This is a genomic window from Hyphomicrobium sp. (assembly GCF_047600905.1).
Taxonomy (GTDB): domain Bacteria; phylum Pseudomonadota; class Alphaproteobacteria; order Rhizobiales; family Hyphomicrobiaceae; genus Hyphomicrobium_B.
Map to the genome: position 1 here is coordinate 3723399 of NZ_JASGKD010000001.1, position 18956 is coordinate 3742354.

Annotated in this window: 11 protein-coding genes and 1 pseudogene; 5 read left to right on the top strand and 7 right to left on the bottom strand. The window is 60.1% G+C overall.

What is annotated here, in order from left to right:
* The first annotated feature begins 111 nt into the window (after positions 1-111).
* Positions 112-1053, top strand: coding sequence for a J domain-containing protein (locus tag QM780_RS17815; protein WP_415071770.1), 942 nt, complete (start codon positions 112-114; stop codon positions 1051-1053).
* A gap of 83 nt (positions 1054-1136) precedes the next feature.
* Here QM780_RS17815 and QM780_RS17820 read toward each other — a convergent pair whose 3' ends face one another.
* Complete coding sequence (locus QM780_RS17820; protein WP_415071771.1) at positions 1137-1337, bottom strand: hypothetical protein; 201 nt, start codon at positions 1335-1337, stop codon at positions 1137-1139.
* Positions 1338-1609: 272 nt separating this feature from the next.
* Complete coding sequence (locus QM780_RS17825) at positions 1610-4057, bottom strand: ATP-dependent helicase (protein WP_415071772.1); 2448 nt, start codon at positions 4055-4057, stop codon at positions 1610-1612.
* Between the two features lie 234 nt (positions 4058-4291).
* Between QM780_RS17825 and QM780_RS17830 the strand changes: the two genes are divergently transcribed.
* Positions 4292-8272, top strand: a complete 3981-nt coding sequence (locus tag QM780_RS17830; protein ID WP_415071773.1) for an AsmA family protein — start codon at positions 4292-4294, stop codon at positions 8270-8272.
* Between the two features lie 32 nt (positions 8273-8304).
* On the opposite strand, the pseudogene lepA reads toward QM780_RS17830, so the two are convergent.
* Positions 8305-10108, bottom strand: a pseudogene (gene lepA, locus QM780_RS17835) (translation elongation factor 4).
* Between the two features lie 178 nt (positions 10109-10286).
* Between lepA and QM780_RS17840 the strand changes: the two are divergent.
* The 3 genes from QM780_RS17840 (at position 10287) to QM780_RS17850 (ending at position 13291) form a co-directional block, all read left to right on the top strand.
* Positions 10287-10835 (top strand): hypothetical protein, encoded by a 549-nt coding sequence (locus QM780_RS17840; RefSeq protein ID WP_415071774.1) that lies wholly within the window; start codon positions 10287-10289, stop codon positions 10833-10835.
* Between the two features lie 157 nt (positions 10836-10992).
* A complete protein-coding gene (mbfA, locus tag QM780_RS17845) occupies positions 10993-11949 on the top strand; it encodes an iron exporter MbfA (RefSeq protein WP_415071775.1) in 957 nt (318 codons plus the stop codon).
* A 103-nt stretch (positions 11950-12052) separates the two neighbouring features.
* A complete protein-coding gene (locus tag QM780_RS17850) occupies positions 12053-13291 on the top strand; it encodes a lytic murein transglycosylase (RefSeq protein ID WP_415071776.1) in 1239 nt (412 codons plus the stop codon).
* Between the two features lie 140 nt (positions 13292-13431).
* Here the strand turns inward: QM780_RS17850 and QM780_RS17855 are convergent, their stop codons facing one another.
* The 4 genes from QM780_RS17855 to pheS all read right to left on the bottom strand — a co-directional run bounded on the left by QM780_RS17855 (position 13432) and on the right by pheS (position 18842).
* Positions 13432-14796, bottom strand: a complete 1365-nt coding sequence (locus QM780_RS17855) for an NAD(P)/FAD-dependent oxidoreductase (RefSeq protein WP_415071777.1) — start codon at positions 14794-14796, stop codon at positions 13432-13434.
* A gap of 32 nt (positions 14797-14828) precedes the next feature.
* Positions 14829-17261 (bottom strand): phenylalanine--tRNA ligase subunit beta, encoded by a 2433-nt coding sequence (gene pheT, locus QM780_RS17860; protein ID WP_415071778.1) that lies wholly within the window; start codon positions 17259-17261, stop codon positions 14829-14831.
* 78 nt (positions 17262-17339) lie between these two features.
* Positions 17340-17690, bottom strand: coding sequence for an endonuclease domain-containing protein (locus tag QM780_RS17865; protein ID WP_415071779.1), 351 nt, complete (start codon positions 17688-17690; stop codon positions 17340-17342).
* A gap of 78 nt (positions 17691-17768) precedes the next feature.
* Complete coding sequence (gene pheS / locus QM780_RS17870) at positions 17769-18842, bottom strand: phenylalanine--tRNA ligase subunit alpha (protein WP_415071780.1); 1074 nt, start codon at positions 18840-18842, stop codon at positions 17769-17771.
* Positions 18843-18956 lie beyond the last annotated feature (114 nt).

Consider the following 18956-nt stretch of genomic DNA (forward strand, 5'->3'; position numbering starts at 1 on the left):
AAGTTCACGATTGACTGCGGCGGGCAACGCGTTCTTTGGGCGAGGGTTGCCGCATCGGCTCGGACCCTCGGGATCGCCATTCCGGATAAACTTCCGCCGGGATACGCGCCGGTGAGCCGTCTGCAAGGGCGCTTCATTCTGCCCGGGTTCGGAAAAACAACGACGATGCAGCGTGTCACGTCGGAAATGCTGTCACGCGACGCCGTTATAGAGCCGCCTTCGCCCCGCGCCGAGACCGAGGCCGCACCCTGGGTGACGGTGGTCGATCCGGCGGAGGCGGCGACAAGCTCCGGCGCTGGGACGGGTTCGGGCGATGTTCTGAAGGTGGCGGGTGTGGTTTCGACCCTGCTTGTCTCGCTGATGGGAGCCTGTCTGCTTCTCGTGCGGCGGCGGCAGTATGGCGCGTTCGAATATTCATCGGAAATGGTGGCGGGACCGGCTTCGGCAGTGGCTCGTATCTGGGAGCTGGCGCTCGCCCGGTTTTCAGCATTCCGCAAAAGCGTCGAAGACTGGCGGACGGCATCCCCGGGTGTCGATGAGTCATTCGATGCCGATGAAATCGCCGGCCTGCTCGAGTCCTTGCAGATGCGCCTGCATGAAACCGAGTATTCGGTGTCGGCGCTTCCTCGCGATCTTCTGCTTCGCGATGTGCTCACGACCGAGCTGGACGGCTTGCACGAACGCGTCGCCGATATGCGGCGCCGTGCTGAGCAAATGGGCGCGGAACGGCTGCGATCGGCCGTTCGCGCGATCATGCGGGATCTCGACCGCATCGGCAGAATCGTCGAAGGGGCGATGCCCATTTCGGACCCCGTTAATGCCGGACCCGCCGAGAGCGAGGTGCCGACGACGGCGTTCGAAGCCTACCGCGTTCTAGGGCTCAACACGAATGCGCCGGACGCAGCCGTGAAAAAAATCGTCGATGCGTTGCGGATGTCGTGGCACCCAGATCATGCGCGGGACGATGCCGATCGGCGCTATCGCGAGCAGCGGATCAAGCAGATCAATGCGGCGTGGGATTTGTTGAAGACCAAGACGGCGGCTGCCGCCTAGAAGACGATCGGAGCTCAGAAAACATAAACGGCATCGTTTGGATGACGATGCCGCCTAATTGAGCCCAAGTAATTTTTTTGTCGTCAAGAAGAGACGCGATGTGCGACCGGAAGATTGCGGACTTCCTCCGCGGTCAGCGGCTGCTGTATGTCTATCAACTCGTACTTCCGCCGGTTCGCCCGGCTCAAATCACGCTGTGCACCGATGCGCCGCTTCAGGACTTCCCCGCCCTTACCTTCGACGACGCCAATCTTACCCCTTAGAGGAAAGCGGTAAGTGCTCATGGATAGCTCCTTTCAAGGACTCTACCCTCCCTAACCAACAACCCCCGCCACAGTTTCATCCCCCCGCAATTATTTTTACAAATTATTTCAGATACTTACGCGCAAGGCATGCGTCATCAGCCGGTGACGTTCCGACATCGCAAAGTCCTGCTTTAGCTGATGAACCCCCACGCTCAACGAGCTGCGGAGAACAATGCTCTGGAATTACGGCAAGATGAAGAATTGAACGGCGAGAATAAGACGCCGTTTGAGTATTAACTATATACAGGCCGTCAGACTACGTCAACGAAGCTTGCCACAACGCGCTTCGTCGAGCCGTCGTCGAATTCGATCGTCAACTTGTTACCATCGACGTTCGTGACCGTTCCGAGCCCGAATTTTTCATGCCGAACGCGCGTGCCGGTTTTGAACGACGGCGCGTCGGCGGTCGATGCCGCGACGAGTTCGCCTTCAAGGGTCATCGGGCCGCGCGATCGCTTTTTCTGGTCGCTTCTGCTCCACGACGCTTGAGCGCGCTGCCAGCCCGGCGTGTTGTAACTCGATTTGAAAGGTTCGGCGCCGCCGGTGCGATCGAAGCGGCTCGGACCGAACGAGCCGCCAAAGCCGCCGAATGGATTTTGGCGGCCGCCGTAGGGCATTTCGCTTTCCACAATCTCGACTGTTGCTTCTGGTAGCTCGTCGACAAATCGTGACGGCAATGCCGACTGGTAAAGGCCGTGCGTGCGCCGGTTTTGCGCGAAGGAAATCTTGGCGCGACGTTTGGCACGCGTCAGGCCGACGTAGGCGAGGCGGCGCTCTTCCTCGAGGCCGGCTTTGCCGCTTTCATCCAGCGACCGCTGATGCGGAAAAAGACCTTCTTCCCAACCCGGCAGAAAAACGATGCCGAATTCCAGCCCCTTCGCGGCGTGCAACGTCATCAACGATACGCGATCTCCATCGCTGCCCTGGTCGGCGTCCATTACCAGCGACACATGCTCCAGAAAGCCCTGCAACGTGTCGAAATCGTGCATGAAGCGCACGAGCTCTTTGAGGTTTTCTAGGCGGGTCTGTGATTGCGGGCTTTTATCGGCCTGCCACATCGCGGTGTAGCCCGATTCATCGAGGATAAGTTCGGCGAGGTCGGTGTGGCGCATGTGCTCGAGATTGCCGCGCCAGCGCTCGAAAGATTGGGTGATATCGAAAAGCGATTTGCGCGCTTTCGGCGTCAGTTCGTCGGTTTCGACGATCTCGCGGGCGGCTTGATAAAGAGGTATAGAGCGGGCGCGGGCAAGCTCGTGAATACGCTTGATCGTCGTATCGCCAAGGCCTCGCTTCGGCACGTTGACGATGCGTTCAAACTTCAGATCGTTCGACGGGTTGGCAACGACGTCGAGGTATGCGATCGCGTCCTTGATTTCCTGGCGTTCGTAGAAACGCGGGCCGCCGATGACGCGATATGGCAGGCCAAGGGTAATGAAGCGATCTTCGATGGCGCGCATCTGCGAGGAAGCACGAACAAGAACGGCCATGTCGTTTAACCGTTCTTGCGCGCGCTGCAGATTTTCGATGTCTTCGCCGATGGCGCGCGCTTCAGCTTCGTCATCCCAGAAGTTCGCGATGTTGATTTTCGCGCCGGGAGCGCCGTCAGTGAATAGGGTTTTGCCGAGCCGGTCCTTGTTTTTTGCGATCAGGCCGGATGCAGCGGCAAGAATATTGGCGGTCGAACGATAATTGCGTTCGAGCCGGATGATCTTGGCGCCAGGGAAATCTTTCTCGAAGCGAAGGATGTTGTCGACCTCGGCGCCGCGCCAGCCATAGATCGACTGGTCGTCGTCGCCGACGCAGCAGATATTGGGCGAGCCCTGCGCCAGCAACCGGAGCCACAAATATTGCGCGACGTTGGTGTCCTGGTATTCGTCAACGAGGATGTAGCGGAAGCGGCGATGATAATCGGCCAGTACGTCCGGGTGCTGACGGAACAGCCGAATGCATTCAAGCAGCAGGTCGCCGAAATCGCAGGCGTTGAGATCCTTGAGCCGAGCCTGATAGGCCGCATAAAGCGCGGCGCCTTTGCCGGCGGCAAATGAGAACGATTCGCCCTCCGGAATTTTGTCCGGCGTCAGACCCCGGTTTTTCCAGCTGTCGATCAGACCGGCAAGCTGGCGAGCCGGCCACCGGTCCTTGTCTATACCGGCCGCTTCGATCACCTGCTTCAGCAACCGGACCTGGTCGTCGTCGTCGAGAATTGTGAAGCCGGGCTTCAAATCGACAAGTTCGACATGGCGGCGGAGAATCTTGACGCCGATGGAATGGAACGTTCCGAGCCATTGCATGCCTTCGAGCGTACCGCCAATCAGGGAGCCGATACGTTCGCGCATTTCGCGGGCGGCCTTGTTCGTGAAGGTCACCGCCAGGATCTGAGAAGGATAGGCACGCCCTGTTGCCAAAATGTGAGCGATGCGGGTGGTCAGAACGCGAGTTTTTCCGGTCCCGGCGCCAGCGAGTACCAGAAGCGGGCCTTCTGTCGTTTCGACGGCTTCGCGCTGCTCGGGATTTAGACCGTCCAGGTACGTCGGCTGACCGCGTGAAGCGGCAACGGCGCGCGCTGAAATCGACATGGCAGGCGCTGCACCTCCGCGCGGCTTCGTCGAAGGTGCCTCAGGAAGATCGAAGGGCGGCTCGTCATCGTCGTGCGGCAAATCTCCGCTGCCGGTCGTGTCCGGCTTCTGAATCGAGGTCATGGAACTCAGGTAAACCACCGTAGCTGATCGTACAACTGGGAGGTTCGGAACCGAGGGTTCAAGCAACAACAAACCGAAATCTGGCTTCAAAACTGTCAAACGCCTGGAAATGAGCCAAATTTCGAGTTCAGAGTGGGGCTTCGCCGTGGCATACAGGTGAGCGCGGCACGGGCGTCGCTCAGATCACGTCCGCCGGTGTGCTTTGCGTGTCGAACGCCGCTCTCAGAGACGTTCATGAACAACGGGCTACTATTTCTTGGCGGGCTTCTCGTTGCTATTCTCGCGGCGCTTTTTGCCGTGCCGAATTTCGTCGACTGGAACAGTTACCGGGGCGTGTTCGAGGAAGAGGCGTCCAAGGTTCTCGGCCGCGACGTTCGTGTGAGCGGCAACGTCAATGTAAAAATTCTGCCTGTTCCATACGTCCGGTTCGAGAAGATCCGCATCGCGAGCGTCACTGGGCAGACGGGCGAGCCGTTCGTGCGCGCCGACAGTTTCACGATGTGGCTTTCGGTGCCGACGCTTTTGCGCGGCGTCTTGGAGGCCAGCCAGATCGAGCTGGAAAAGCCGGTCCTCAGTCTCGCGGTCGACGACAAGGGCATCGGCAACTGGACGCTGTTGGAGCTGAAGCCCGGCGATCTGCCGTTCGTGCCGCGTGACGTGGCTCTGAGATCGGTGCAGATCACGGATGGGGCAATCTCCCTCTATAATCCGGCGTCGGTCCGGATCGCGGCGGTCGAAGGGATTGACGGCGTGTTCTCGGCAGACGGTCTCAAGGGGCCGTTCCGATACAGCGGTTCCGCCTCGTGGGGTGGGACGGATCACGACATCAAATTTGCCACCGACGTACCGGGGAGCGACGGTGCGTTCGCGCTCAAGCTTGTGGCGCGCTCGGATCGCTCGCCGAACATCTATACGCTTGATGGACGGGTTTATAATTTATCGGCCAACACAACGTTCAAGGGACAATGGTCGGGCAAGGTGCAAGTTCCTGGCAGCCCGACCGTCGCAGTTGCAGGGAAGGGACCGCCACCGCTTATCGACCTCAGATCGAACGTGACGGCGAACGCGCAGAGCGTGAAATTCGATGACCTGACGCTAACGGTCGATAACGCCGCGGCGCCGCAGACCATCTCAGGAAATGCGGTCGCCAGTTGGGCGTCCGCGCCCCGCTTCGATGTTTCGCTGAATTCTAAGTGGCTCGACATCGATTGGTTGGCGGGAGCGGGTAATGGCAGCGCCGGGTTCTCGAAGCTCGAGCAACTTGCGCTGGGATTGATGCAATCGGTCGCGAGCGACAGAACGGCTTCGGCCAAGATCAATCTTGAACAAGTGAAGATCGGCGGCGAGAACGCGGGCGGGCTTTCGATCGACGCCGACAGGCAAGGCAGCATCACGCACTTCAAGACCTTCAAGATCAGCTTGCCCGGCGGATCGCGGCTCGATTTGGCAGGTGATCTTAAAAACAGCGAAGGCAAGCTGAGTTTCCGCGGCGACGGTTTCATCGGTGGAAGCAGCTTCGGCAGGTTCAATGCATGGGCCGAGAAATCAGGCATTCCGATCGACGTCAACGCCGATGGTTCGTATTCGGCGGCAGGCAAGCTCGAAATCGATGGAACGCGATTTTTTCTGACCAATGCCTCTGGCGATATTTCCGGGCGGCCGCTTGCCGGTGAACTTAAGATCACGCGCGGTGATCGTGAGCGCACCGAACTGACGCTGCAGGCCGCGAACCTCGATACGCAAGAGGTGTTTCCGAAGACCGTCGCGGCGCTGAGAGCCAAATTCAGGCAGTCTCTCGGATTGGCGTCGCGGGACGAGGACCGAGGGGCGATAGACAATCTGCCCGGAGATGTCAGGCTTCGTGTGATTGCGGGACGATTGACCGATGGAGACGACAGCTATCGAGATGTCGATGTGTCGTTCGTTCTTGAAGGGCAAAAGCTGAGCTTGCCTGTCGCGAAATTGACGACGGACAGCGGACTCGAAATCGGACTTGAAGCGCGCATCGATGCCCACGACGGCAATCAGGTGGGAACGCTTGCCTACGATCTCGTCGGGCCTTCACCCGATGCGATGCAGGATCTCGTGCGCAAGGCCGGCCTCGCCGGCATCATCGGCGAAGACCGCTTCAAGGGATTGAAAGAGGGAAAGATCGCGGGCCTTGTCCGTCTTGGCGCGCGGGGGCCTCAGACGGCGGACGTGACGTTGGACGGACTTCTCAACGGCGCGAAGCTCGATGGCGGTGCGGAATTCGACGGAGGCTTGGAAGGCTGGCAGACACATCCGAGCCGATTGCATGCGACGCTTGATTCTCCATCGTTCGCCAATGTGCTCGCGATCCTAGGGCGCGAGGGCGGTCAAGGTGCTGCGGCTCCGGCGTCTGCGACCATCATTGCGGCTGGGACGCTCTCGTCCGGTTCGATGTCGCAAGTCGAAATCTCGTCGCAAGATCTCAACATGCGGTTTCAGGGGCGCGCGCAGTGGCCGCAGAAGTCGGATCTGGCTTTGAGCGGCGCTTTAGATGTCAAGGCGGCTCGGACCGATGAGGCTTTGGCTGTCGCGGGATTATCATTGCCGGACGGCGTGGCCAGCGTCGGTGCGAAGGGCACATTGAATCTCAACCGGGATAAAGGCTCTTGGTCGCTCGCTGCGCAAAACTTCTTGTTGGGATCATCGCTGCTATCGGGACGCGTGACGGTTTCGCCCGGCGCCGGGGCGATGCAAATCGGCGGCGATGTCGTTGCTGATCGTGTCAGCGTGCCAGGATTGCTTTCGGCCGTGACCGATGCGCCGCCTGTGCCGGCGCCTGTTCCCGTAACAGCGAAGGGCGGGGCGACCGAAGTGATGGCCACACCGGCGATCTGGCCGGAAGGCCTTTTTGATTTCGCGGCGCTGGGAAATACGACTGCGTCGGTGAAGGTGGGCTTCAAGGCTCTTGAAATCAACGGCGGGCTCGCAACCGGCAGCGGCACGATGAACGTATCGATCAAGCCGGGAAATCTGACTGTGGCCAATCTCATTGCGCAGGCAGCGGGAGGGCAACTGTCAGGCGACGCCAAGCTCGAGAAAGTTGCGAATGGCGTTGCCTTCGTCTCCGATCTGAAACTCGATCAAGCAAAGTTGGCGTCTATCAATTCGGGCGGCAATGGGATCGGAACGTTTCAGCTTCGCACCGAAGGTCGCGCGCAGAGCCCGGCGGGGTTGATTGCGGTTATGACGGGATCGGGGAGCGCAAAGTTCGCAGGGGCCGAAATGTCGGGCCCATCGGCCGAGACGGTGGCCGATGTCGTGGATAGCGTCTTCTCGGGGAGAGTTGCAAACGATGCGCAGGCGATCGCAAATTCTCTCGTTGCTGCGGTCGGATCGTCGAGGATTCCGCTCGCAAACCGTAACTTCGCAATCGCGGTTTCGGACGGCACGCTGAAAATCAGCGACATGAACTTTGATGCTCCCGACGGAAATGTCGAAGGCGCAGTCACGGCCGATCTGGCAAGCCTCGCCATGAATGCGTCCTTCCAGGTAACGACCGTCGTTCGTAATGCGTTGCCTGCTGCCGCGCCTTCGCCGGGCCGCACTCGTCCGGACCCGAAGGCGCCGCTGCCGCCCGCAACCATTCTCTACAGCGGAAGCCTGGATCATCTTGCGGCTGTGTCTGTCAACGCCGATGCAGGCGATCTGCAGCGCGAGCTTGCAGTGCGCCAGATGGAACGCAACGTCGATGAACTCGAACGGGTTCGCCGGGCGGATGAAGAACGGGCACGGCTCGAAAAGGATATGGAACGGAAGCGAAGAGAGGCCGCTGAGCGAGCTGCTGCGCAACAGAAGGCGCTTCAACAGCAATTGCCGCCCGTTGTTCCAGAGTCGGCGGGAACCGCCAATCCGTCTGCAAGCCGGCCCGACCAGGACAACTTCTGGACGCCAGAGTCAGCGCCTGCCGGAGCGGACGGCCAGTCATCGGACCGCTCGACGCCCGAGCCGCAGCCGCAGCCGCAAGGTTCAATCGCGCCGGCCGATGGCGTCGGCAACAGCAGCCAGACTGCAACGGGTCAGCAGGGTCAGCAGGTTGTCATCGATCCGGCGACCGGGTTGCCGGTTGCAAAGCAGGCCGCTGCCGTGAAGCCGGCGACGGCGCGACCCAATTCGTTGCCGTCGAAGCCCGTCAAGCGGCGAACGTCATCGGACGAAGTTATGAAGTCGCTGGGCGGATTCCCGTGATCGCCGCGTGTTAAGCCGCCCTACAGCGCGGCTCAATTGTCATCCATCTTGAGGGCGTTGATGAACGCCTCCTGCGGGATTTCGACCTTGCCGAATTCGCGCATCTTTTTCTTGCCGGCTTTCTGCTTGTCGAGCAGCTTGCGCTTTCGCGTGATGTCGCCGCCATAGCACTTGGCGAGCACGTCCTTGCGCAAGGCGCGGATCGTTTCGCGAGCAATGACTTTGGCGCCGATGGCAGCCTGAATCGGAATCTGGAACAGGTGCGCCGGGATCAGCTCTTTCAGCTTCTCGCACATCGAGCGGCCGCGGCTTTCGGCGCGTGAGCGATGGACAATGATCGAGAGCGCGTCGACGGGCTCGCCGTTGACGAGGATCGACAACTTGACCAGATCACCCTCTTCATAGTCCTTGATGTGATAGTCGAACGAGGCATAGCCGCGTGAGACGCTTTTGAGGCGATCGTAGAAATCGAAGACAACCTCGTTCAAGGGAAGCTCGTAGACGACCATGGCGCGGGAGCCTGCGTACGTCAGCTGCTTCTGGCGGCCGCGGCGATCCTGGCAGAGTTTCAGAACGGCGCCCAGGTATTCGTCGGGGACAAGAATGGTTGCTTCGATCCAAGGTTCTTCGATGTGGTCGATTTTGACAACGTCGGGCATATCGGCCGGATTGTGCATCTCGAGCATCGTGCCGTCGTTCATGTGCACGTGATAGATGACGCTCGGAGCGGTCGTGATGAGATCGAGGTTGAACTCGCGCTCGAGCCGCTCGGTGATGATTTCAAGATGAAGAAGTCCGAGAAAGCCGCAACGGAATCCAAATCCCAGAGCAGCCGAGCTTTCCGTCTCGAACGAAAAGCTCGCGTCGTTGAGGCGAAGCTTCGCCATCGCATCGCGCAGGTCTTCGAAGTCGGCGGCGTCGACGGGAAAGAGGCCGCAGAAAACCACGGGCTGCGCCGGTTTGAAGCCGGGTAGCGGCTCAGGCGTCGGATTTTTTTCATCGGTGATGGTATCGCCGACCCTGGTATCGGCGACTTCCTTGATCGCGGCGGTGAAGAAGCCGATCTCTCCCGGGCCGAGCTGTTCAAGCATTTCCTGCTTCGGACGGAAGATGCCGACACGTTCGAGCTGATAGACGGCGCCGGTCGAGAGCAGCTTCACGCGCTGTCCCTTCTTCAACGTACCGTCGATGATGCGTGCGAGGACGACGACGCCGAGGTAGGCGTCATACCAGCTGTCGACGAGCATGGCTTTGAGCGGCTTCGATGCATCGCCCTTAGGCGGCGGCAGCCGTTCGACAATAGCTTCGAGTACGGCTTCGACGTTGAGCCCTGTCTTGGCGGAAACGCCAATAGCACCGGATGCATCGATGCCGATGACGTCTTCGATCTGCTTTTTCACACGGTCTTCATCTGCGGCCGGTAGATCGATCTTATTCAGTACCGGCAGGATCTCGAGGTTGTTGTCGAGCGCCTGATAGACGTTGGCGAGCGTCTGCGCTTCGACGCCCTGGCTTGCGTCAACCACCAGGATGGCGCCTTCACAGGCGGCGAGAGAGCGCGAGACTTCGTAGGCAAAGTCGACGTGTCCAGGCGTGTCCATCAGATTGAGCTGATAGAGCTCGCCATTTTTGGCTTTGTAGTCGAGACGGACCGTCTGCGCCTTGATGGTGATGCCGCGCTCGCGCTCGATGTCCATCGAGTTCGAGGATCTGCTCTTTCATCTCCCGGTTCGAGACGTTGCCGCAGAGCTGTATCAGCCTGTCGGACAAGGTCGATTTGCCGTGATCGATGTGCGCGATGATCGAGAAATTTCGAATATGGGAAGTGGCTGTCATGGGGCGGGCTCATAGCACCCGGAACTGACCGGCAAAAGGGGCGTTAAGGCTTTGGGCAGCCTTGCGTGCCGTTTTGATCGCCGCATGCACCATAAGATGTCTGGCAAGTGGGGAGGGGGTGTGTAAAATTAGCCCAAACCAGCCTGTTGATGCGGATCAGTATCCTTGGAGAAGCGAAATGGCGAATTCCCCGTTTGAGGCCAATCCGGCTTTCACGAAACTCGGCGAAGATGCCAAGAAGGCCGTCGTACAGGCATTTGACGCCATGTCGAACTGGCGGGCGGAACTCGCCGAGCTGGGCGAAAAGAACAGCAACGCCGTCTTCGATAAGATGGCTGAAGCTGCAAAGTCGCTCGGATGGCCGACGGATTTCGTCGAATTAAGCCGAAAGCAGATGCAAAGCGCATCGAAACTGCAGCTTCAGGCGGTCGATCAGGTTATGGACGTATGGGAGAAGCAGGTGAAGGCGTTCGGTGCGCCGGGCCAGTTCCCCAATTTCCCGAACTTCTCCAGTGTGCCAGGTTTTGGTGGCGGCATGCCGCAGTTCCCTGCTGGTGGTGCCGGCTTCCCGGGGCTCCCTGATTTCGGAGCAGGCGCTACGAACCCCATCCAGTTTTGGATGCAGGCTGCCGAAATGTGGCAGAAGGGCTGGCAGCAGGCGATCGCAAGCTGGACGGAAGCGCAGCAAAACGCGATTAAATCCGCCACCAAGTCGAATTCACGCTGAACCGCGAACATTCGTCGGATTAAAGAGCGCCGGTCCATCTGGGCCGGCGCAATTGTATCCGGAACGGCGTCAGGCGAGGTGCGGCGCGGATGCCCTTGCTCAATACCTGCCTCGAGCGCTATATTAGAACTATTCTAATAAATGGCTTTTGGCTTCCATGCGTCGCTTCACCGATCTTGATCAGCGCGAGATCCTGGCTCTCGCCATTTCGCTCGAGGAAGAGCACAGCAGAATCTATGCGGATTATGCTGCGGGTCTCAGCGCTGAGTATCCGGCGACGGCCAAGGTCTTCAGCGAGATTGGCGAGGAGGAAAGCGCGCATCGCCGCTGGCTGATCGAGCTTTTTCAGAAGAAATTCGGCAATCACATTCCACTCATCCGGCGCCATGACGTCGCCGGGCTTGTGCGGCACGATCCAATCTGGATGGTGCGTCCGCTCGGGATCGAGAAGGTCCGCCATCAGGCTGAGGAAATCGAAGAAGAGACGCGCGAGTTCTATGCATCGGCGCTGAAGCGGGCCACGGACGCCGACATTCGTAGGTTGCTCGGCGATTTGATGGATGCCGAAAGTCGCCATATCGGCATCGCGCAGCACCTTTCCGATGTTCAGCTGACGACGGAGGCGCGCTCAAGCGAAGCGGAATCTGCGCGCCGCTCGTTCGTTCTGCAGTACGTGCAACCCGGGCTGAACGGGCTGATCGACGGATCGATTTCGACGCTCGCGCCCATCTTCGCCGCAGCGTTCGCCACTCACAACACGTGGCAGACGTTTCTTGTCGGCATCGCCGCGTCGATCGGTGCGGGGATTTCTATGGCGTTCGCGGAAGCCCTTTCAGATGACGGGCAAATCTCTGGCCGCGGCAATCCATGGCTGCGTGGTTCGGTGACCGGCGTGATGACGACGGCCGGAGGGCTCGGTCACACGCTGCCCTATCTCATATCCGATTTCCGGACGGCGACGACGATCGCGATCGCGGTGGTCTTTGTCGAACTCTGGATCATCGCGGGTGTGCGTTCGCGGTTCATGGATACAGCGTTCTGGCGAGCGGCTGTGGAGGTAGTGGCTGGTGGCCTTATTGTCTTCGGCGTCGGCATTCTGATCGGCAGCGCTTAGAAGCCGACGTAGCGATGGCCTCATTCAGGCCATAGTCTCTTGACGCTGTCCTGACTGCCGGCAATGTGCTGGCCTTACGTCAACGGCCGAAGGCATCCCCCCCATGCGCGCAGGTTTTATCGTTTCAGCGATAGCATCACTTCTGCTTGCGGGTATCTCCGCAAGCGCCCATGCCGAAAATACCCCGCCACCACCTGCCAACAAGCGCAACTGCAAGAATACCGTGCCATTCGACCGCTGGTTGGCGGATTTCAAACGGGAGGCGATCGCTGAAGGCATCCGCCCGGAAACGATCGAAGAGACGATCGGTGGGATGACGCCGGACCAAGGCACGATCGCACGCGACCGCAAACAGGGCTTCTTCTCGCAGACCTTCATCGATTTCTATTTCAAGCTCGCGACGAAGAACCGGGAGCAGACGGGGAAGACGTTCCTCAAGCGCTACAAACCAATTTTCGACCGTGCGGAGAGTGAATTCGGTGTGCCGGGACCTGTCATCACGGGCTTCTGGGCGCTTGAAAGCGATTTCGGTGGCGGCATGGGCAACTTGCCCGTGCTGCGTTCGCTGGTGACGCTGGCCTGGGATTGCAGGCGCGGCGATTTCTTCCGCGGAGAACTCAAGGCGGCGATGAAGATCGTCGAGCGTGGCGATCTGACGCCTGACCAGATGATCGGGTCGTGGGCCGGAGAGCTTGGTCAGACGCAGTTCCTGCCGCAGCATTATCTGAACTACGGCGTCGATTACGATGGTGACGGACGCGTCGATCTCATTCACGACAATGCCGACGTCATCGGCTCGACCGCGAAGTTTCTATCGTCGATGGGATGGAAGCGGGGCGAGCCTTGGATCGAACAGGTTAGGCTGACGAAATCGCTTCCGTGGGAGAAAGCCGACCTCGCGATCAAGCTACCGCGTTCGCAATGGGTCGCCTGGGGCGTCAAGGGTGTCGGCCAGGACTTGCCGTCGGATGATCTGCCGGCATCGCTGGTGCTACCGATGGGCCGCGATGGCCCGGCTTTTCTTACGTATCCGAATTTCGACGTCTATACGCAGTGGAACCAGTCGCTGACGTATGCTCTCACCGCAGCGCATCTCGCCGCGCGCATGGGCGGGGCGCCGAACCTTTCTAAGGCCAGCGGCAACGTTCCTTCGCTAAGCTACGAGCAAATCAAAGAGCTGCAGAGCCTACTGAAGCGGCGTGGTTACGACGTCGGCGAAGTCGACGGAAAGCTCGGTGCCGGAACGCGCAAGGCCGTCAAGGACATGCAGATGAAGTTTGGGCTGCCGGCGGACAGCTATCCGTCGGCGGAGCTGCTTACCGCGCTGAGAGAGCGGAGTTAGCGGGGGTGTTGATCCTCGGCTTTATGCTGGGGATCCATCGGCCAGCAGCCCAAGACGTCGCGATGTATCCTCGGGACAAGCCCGAGGATGACATCGTCGGGTGCGGAGCAACTACAGCTCCTGCTGCGACCGCCAACAAATCAGTGCAGCTTGACCTGCGGTTCGGTGCGGCGCGTCAGCAGGCGCGAGATGGTGTCAAGAAACACCTTCACGTAACCGTAGAGCGCAATCTCGTGCATCTTATAAAGCGAACGATACATGATCTTCGCGAACCAGCCTTCGATGCGCAGAGACTTGCCTTCGATGAAGCCCATCAGATTGCCGACAGTCGAATATTTACCGAGCGACACCAGCGAACCGAAGTCGTGATATTTAAACGGCGGTAGATCGGTTTCGCCGCGCATGCGCCGCACCAGCAGTTTGGCGACGTGGCTTGCTTCCTGATGCGCAGCCTGAGCACGCGGTGGAATGGGTGCCGTCTCGCCATCGGGCACCAGATAGGCCGCATCGCCAATGACGAAGATGTCATCGTCGCGGGTCGTCTGCAGCGTCGGCTTGACGACGAGTGTGTTCATGCGGCTGACCTCGAGCCCATCGAGCTTCGCCAGCACGTCCGGACCCTTGACGCCAGCGGCCCAAACCACGAGTTCGGATGGAATGAAATCGCCATTGGCGAGCGTCACCCCTTCCTTGTTGACGTTGGTTACGGGACTGCCTGTCCGGACCTCCACACCGATGCCATTTAAAATATCGGTCGTCGCCTTCGAAAGACGTTCGGGAAGCGCCGGCAGGATGCGCGGAGCGGCTTCGATCAGGGTGATCTTGAAGTCCTTCTCGGGATCGATCTTGTCGAGGCCGAATTCGACAAGGCCGCGGGCGGCGTGGTGCAGTTCGGCGGATAATTCCGATCCCGTTGCACCAGCGCCGATAATGGCAACGTGGAGCTGACCCGGCCGGACGGGGCCCGGCTGCGCATAGGCGCGGACGCAGGCATTCAGAAGTCGCCGATTGAAGCGCTGGGCCTGCTCGGGCGTATCGAGCATGATGGCGTTTTCCTTGACGCCCGGCGTGTGAAAGTCGTTCGAGATGCTGCCGATTGCGATGACGAGCGTGTCGTAGGGGAACCAGCGATCCGGCGTGATCTCGCGGCCGTCCTCGTCATAGGTCGCGGCAAGGTGCACGCGCTTTCCGGCGCGGTCGAGGCCGATCATCTCGCCGTAACGATAGCGGAAGCCGTGCCAGTGCCCTTGTGCCTGATACGGCAGTTCGTGACGGCCGGTATCCATGCTGCCGGCTGCGATTTCATGCAGCAGTGGTTTCCAGATGTGCGTGCGGGCGCGATCGACGAGGGTGATCTCGGCCTTACCGGATTTGCCAAGCTTGTCGCCAAGTTGTGTCGCGAGTTCAAGACCGCCTGCGCCGCCGCCGACGATGACGATGCGGTAGGGCTTCTTGTCTGTCGCACTTTCGGCTTGAGTCGTCGTCGCGGGGGGGAGCGAATTCATCTTGGCCTCATGCGCATGCCGCGGCGACGGCTTTAAGAACGCAACTCGCCGCCAGTCGCCTTTTTAACATCCGTAATTATTTTTTGCGTGATCGTTTCAATAGCCTGATCGGTGAGGGTTTCGGTCGCAGGTTGAATCGTCACTTCGATGGCAATTGACTTCTTGCCTTCGGCCGCAAGGCTTCCGCCTTCGAATACGTCGAACACATTCACGGCCCGGATCAACACCTTGTCCGAATTCACGGCCGCTTTCACGACGTCTCCGGCGGCAACGTCCTTGGCGACGATGAAGGCCAAATCTCGCGTTACCGGCAGCAGGTCGGAGGCGGTCAGCGGCGCTTTGGCGCGCGACTTCTTCTTCTCGGGCGGCAGGGCGTCGAGGAAAATCTCGAATGCTGAAACGGGTGCTTCTACATCGAGCGCTTTCAGCGTCGCGGGATGGACTTCACCAAAGTATGCGAGCACGGTTTTGGGGCCAAGCTTCAACGCGCCCGACCGGCCGGGGTGATACCAGTGCGGCGCGTCACGCGTGATCTGGGCCTTGGCCGGATCAATGCCGAGTGCCGAAAGGGCGGCTAAGACATCGGCCTTGACGTCGAAAACTCCGACCGGCGCGGCGTTGCCGTCCCAATGGCGTCCCGAACCAGTAAAGTGTGCGGTTCCGGCGCGGACTCCGGCGGCGCTCAAATACTGGTCTTCCGGCTTTTCGCCGCGATAGGCTTGGCCGAGTTCGAACAGCGCGACATCGGCGGCGCCGCGGTTGCGGTTTCTCGTGACCGACGTGAGCAGCCCCGGCAACAGCCCTGGGCGCATCGACGACATATCGACCGAGATCGGGTTCGCGAGATCTAGCGCCGGCGTGCCGCCGCCGAAATGTACGGCTTGGTCCTTGGTGATGAAGCTCCAGGTCACGGCTTCGACAAAGCCACGAGCTGCGAGCAGTCTGCGGGCGCGGCGGGCTCGCTTTTGCTTTTCGGTGAGGACGGCGCGGGTAATGCCCTCGTCGCGCGGCAGCGGTGTCGCCGGAATGCGGTCGAGACCGGCGATGCGCACGACCTCTTCGACGAGATCGGCAGGGCCGTGGACGTCGGGGCGCCAGGTCGGCACCGTCACCTTCGCGGCGTTGGGTTTGCCGGCGATGGTGAATCCAAGCGCCTTCAGGATATCAGAGATCTCTGCGTCCTTGAGTTTCACGCCCGACAGCTTTTCGACGTGCGCAAAATCGAAAGCGATGACGCGCTCTTCAATCGGCTCCTTGCCGGCGACTTTCGCTTTCGAGGCTTCGCCGCCGCAGAACTTCATGATCATATCGGTCGCGAGATCGAGACCCGGGCGTTCGGATGCAGGATCGACGCCGCGCTCGAAGCGGTAGCGAGCATCGGTGACGAGGCCGGTCTTGCGGCCGGTGGCGGCGGTGCGAACCGGATCGAAATAAGCGCTTTCGATCAAAACGGCCTTGGTCTCGAATGTGGAGCCGGTGCTTTCGCCGCCCATGACGCCACCGAGACCCAGTGGACCTGTATCATCGGCGATTACGCACATCGTGTCGTCGACCGCATATTCCTTGCCGTCGAGTGCCAGGAATTTTTCGCCGTTCTTGGCAAGACGGGCGTGCAGTGCGCCTTTGATCTTTTGCGCATCGTAGACGTGCAGCGGCCGGCCGCGATCGAGCGAGATGTAATTGGTGACATCGACGAGGGCGTTGATCGGGCGAAGGCCCGCAGCCTTCAGCCGGTTCTGCATCCAGTCGGGCGACGGACCGTTCGTAACGTTGCGGATCGTGCGCGCAGCGAACACCGGGCAGGCGTCGGCCGTCTCGGGGGTGAACTCAAGCTTGACCGGGATTTTGCAGTCGAAGGTTTCATTGAGCGGCGCAAGTTTCGACTCGGGCTTCAATGTGCCCATGCTAGCCGCGGCGAGATCGCGGGCGATGCCTCGAACGCCTGTGCAATCGGGGCGGTTCGGCGTCAACTTCACTTCGATGATCGGATCGTTCAGACCGGCGGCATTGATATAGGCTTCGCCGACGCGATCGGCCCACTCGGAGGGTAGCTCGAGGATACCGTCGCTTTCTTCGGAAAGCTCGAGTTCGGCGGCGGAGCACATCATGCCGTTGGAAACGACACCGCGAACGGGCTTCTTTTCGAGCGTGATTTTCGAACCGGGAATGTAGGTGCCGAGCGGGGCAAAGACGGAGACGAGCCCCACGCGCGCGTTCGGGGCACCGCAGACGACTTCCATCAGCGGCTGGCCCTTGGCGATCTCGACCTGCACGACCTGCAGCTTGTCGGCGTTGGGATGTTTCTTCGCTTCGACGATGCGCGCGACCTTGAAGGCTCCAAGCGTCTTGCCCGGATCTTCGACGCCTTCGACCTCAAGGCCGATGGCCGACAAGGTGGTGGCAAGCTCATCGACGGACTTGTCCGTGTCGAGGTGATCTTTGAGCCAGGAGAGCGTGAATTTCATTTCGTCGGTCTCGCACGCAGGATTCCCCTCCCCAGCGGGGAGGGGGTGGGGTGAAGCAGCAGCACGGTCATAGCGGTTTCATTCCTGTTTCACCACAGCCCCAAGGGCGGTCAGAATTTCTAGAACGACACCGTCCAGATGATCAGTCACATCGCCATTTCCGAAACGCAGCACGCGATAGCCAAGCCAATGGAGACGCGCATCGCGCTTGGCGTCGGAGCTGCTATTTTCGGGCCATTGATGCTGCATGCCATCAACTTCGATAATCACCTTCTGAGCGAGACATGCAAAATCAACGATGAACTCTTCGATCGGATGCTGTTTGCGGAAGTGATAGCCTTGTGGCCGCAATTTCCGGAGTTCGTTCCAAAGACGCTTCTCCGCTGGAGTGAGAGTTTTGCGAAGATGACGAGCGGTTTCGTTGGCCATTCGCTTGCGTTTTCACCCCACCCCTGCCCCCTCCCCTGAGGGGAGGGGATACGTTGAGTGCATTCAACGCCGCGATAATCACGACGACAACCCGCCGCCGAGGGTGGGGACGTCGAGCATCGAGAAGCCGTAGTGGCGGAGCCATTTGAGGTCGCCAGAGAAGAACGAGCGCAGATCGGGGATGCCATACTTCAGCATCGTCAGACGATCGAGGCCGACGCCGAAGGCAAAGCCCTGGTATTTCTCCGGATCGAGGCCGCAGTTTTTCAGCACGTTGGGATGGACCATGCCGCAGCCGAGGATTTCCAACCATTGGCCCGGCTTGCCGATCGCTTCGGCGCCGATGTCGACTTCCATAGACGGCTCGGTGAACGGGAAGTGCGAAGCGCGGAAACGCATCTTCACTTCATCGACCTCGAAGAAGGCCTTGCAGAACTCCTGCAGGACCCATTTCAGGTGGCCTATGTGCGTCGTCTCGTCGATGACCAGGCCTTCGACCTGGTGGAACATTGGCGTGTGGGTTTGGTCGCTGTCCATGCGATAGACGCGGCCGGGCGCGATGATGCGGATCGGCGGTTTCTGCGAGACCATCGTGCGGATCTGCACGGGGCTTGTGTGCGTGCGCAGCAGTAGTCGCGAGCCGTCCGCATTCGGCGAGAAATAGAACGTGTCGTGATCCTGGCGCGCGGGATGCTCGGCCGGGATGTTGAGCTTGTCGAAATTCATCTCGTCGGTCTCGATGTCCGGACCTTCGGCGACGGAGAAGCCCATGTCGGCGAAGATTTCGATGACTTCGTCGAGGACCTGGGAGACGGGATGGACGCGGCCCTCGGAAATAGGGCCAAGCCGGACAGGCAGTGTAATGTCGGCGCGCTCGGTTTTCAGCCGTTCGTCGAGGGCAGCGGTTTCGAGCGTCGCCTTGCGGGTATCGAGCGCCTCCGCAACTTTCGTCTTCAGTGCGTTGACGGTCTGGCCGAACGTTTTGCGCTCTTCCGGGGGAAGCGAGCCGAGCTTGCTCATCAGTTCGGAGACGCGGCCCTTCTTGCCGAGGGCTGAGACACGAACGGCATCGAGGGCGCCAAGATCGCCGGCAGCGGCGATTTCGGCGAGCAAGTCGGTTTCTAAGGTGGTGAGATCAATTGTGCCGCTCATTCAATTCTCCTCGCCGGGGCAAGATCCCGGTACGCATCCCCTCCCCAGCGGGGAGGGGTTAGGGGTGGGGAGACCACGCGAGTATGATGTGAATGGCTGCGTAAACGGCGCTTA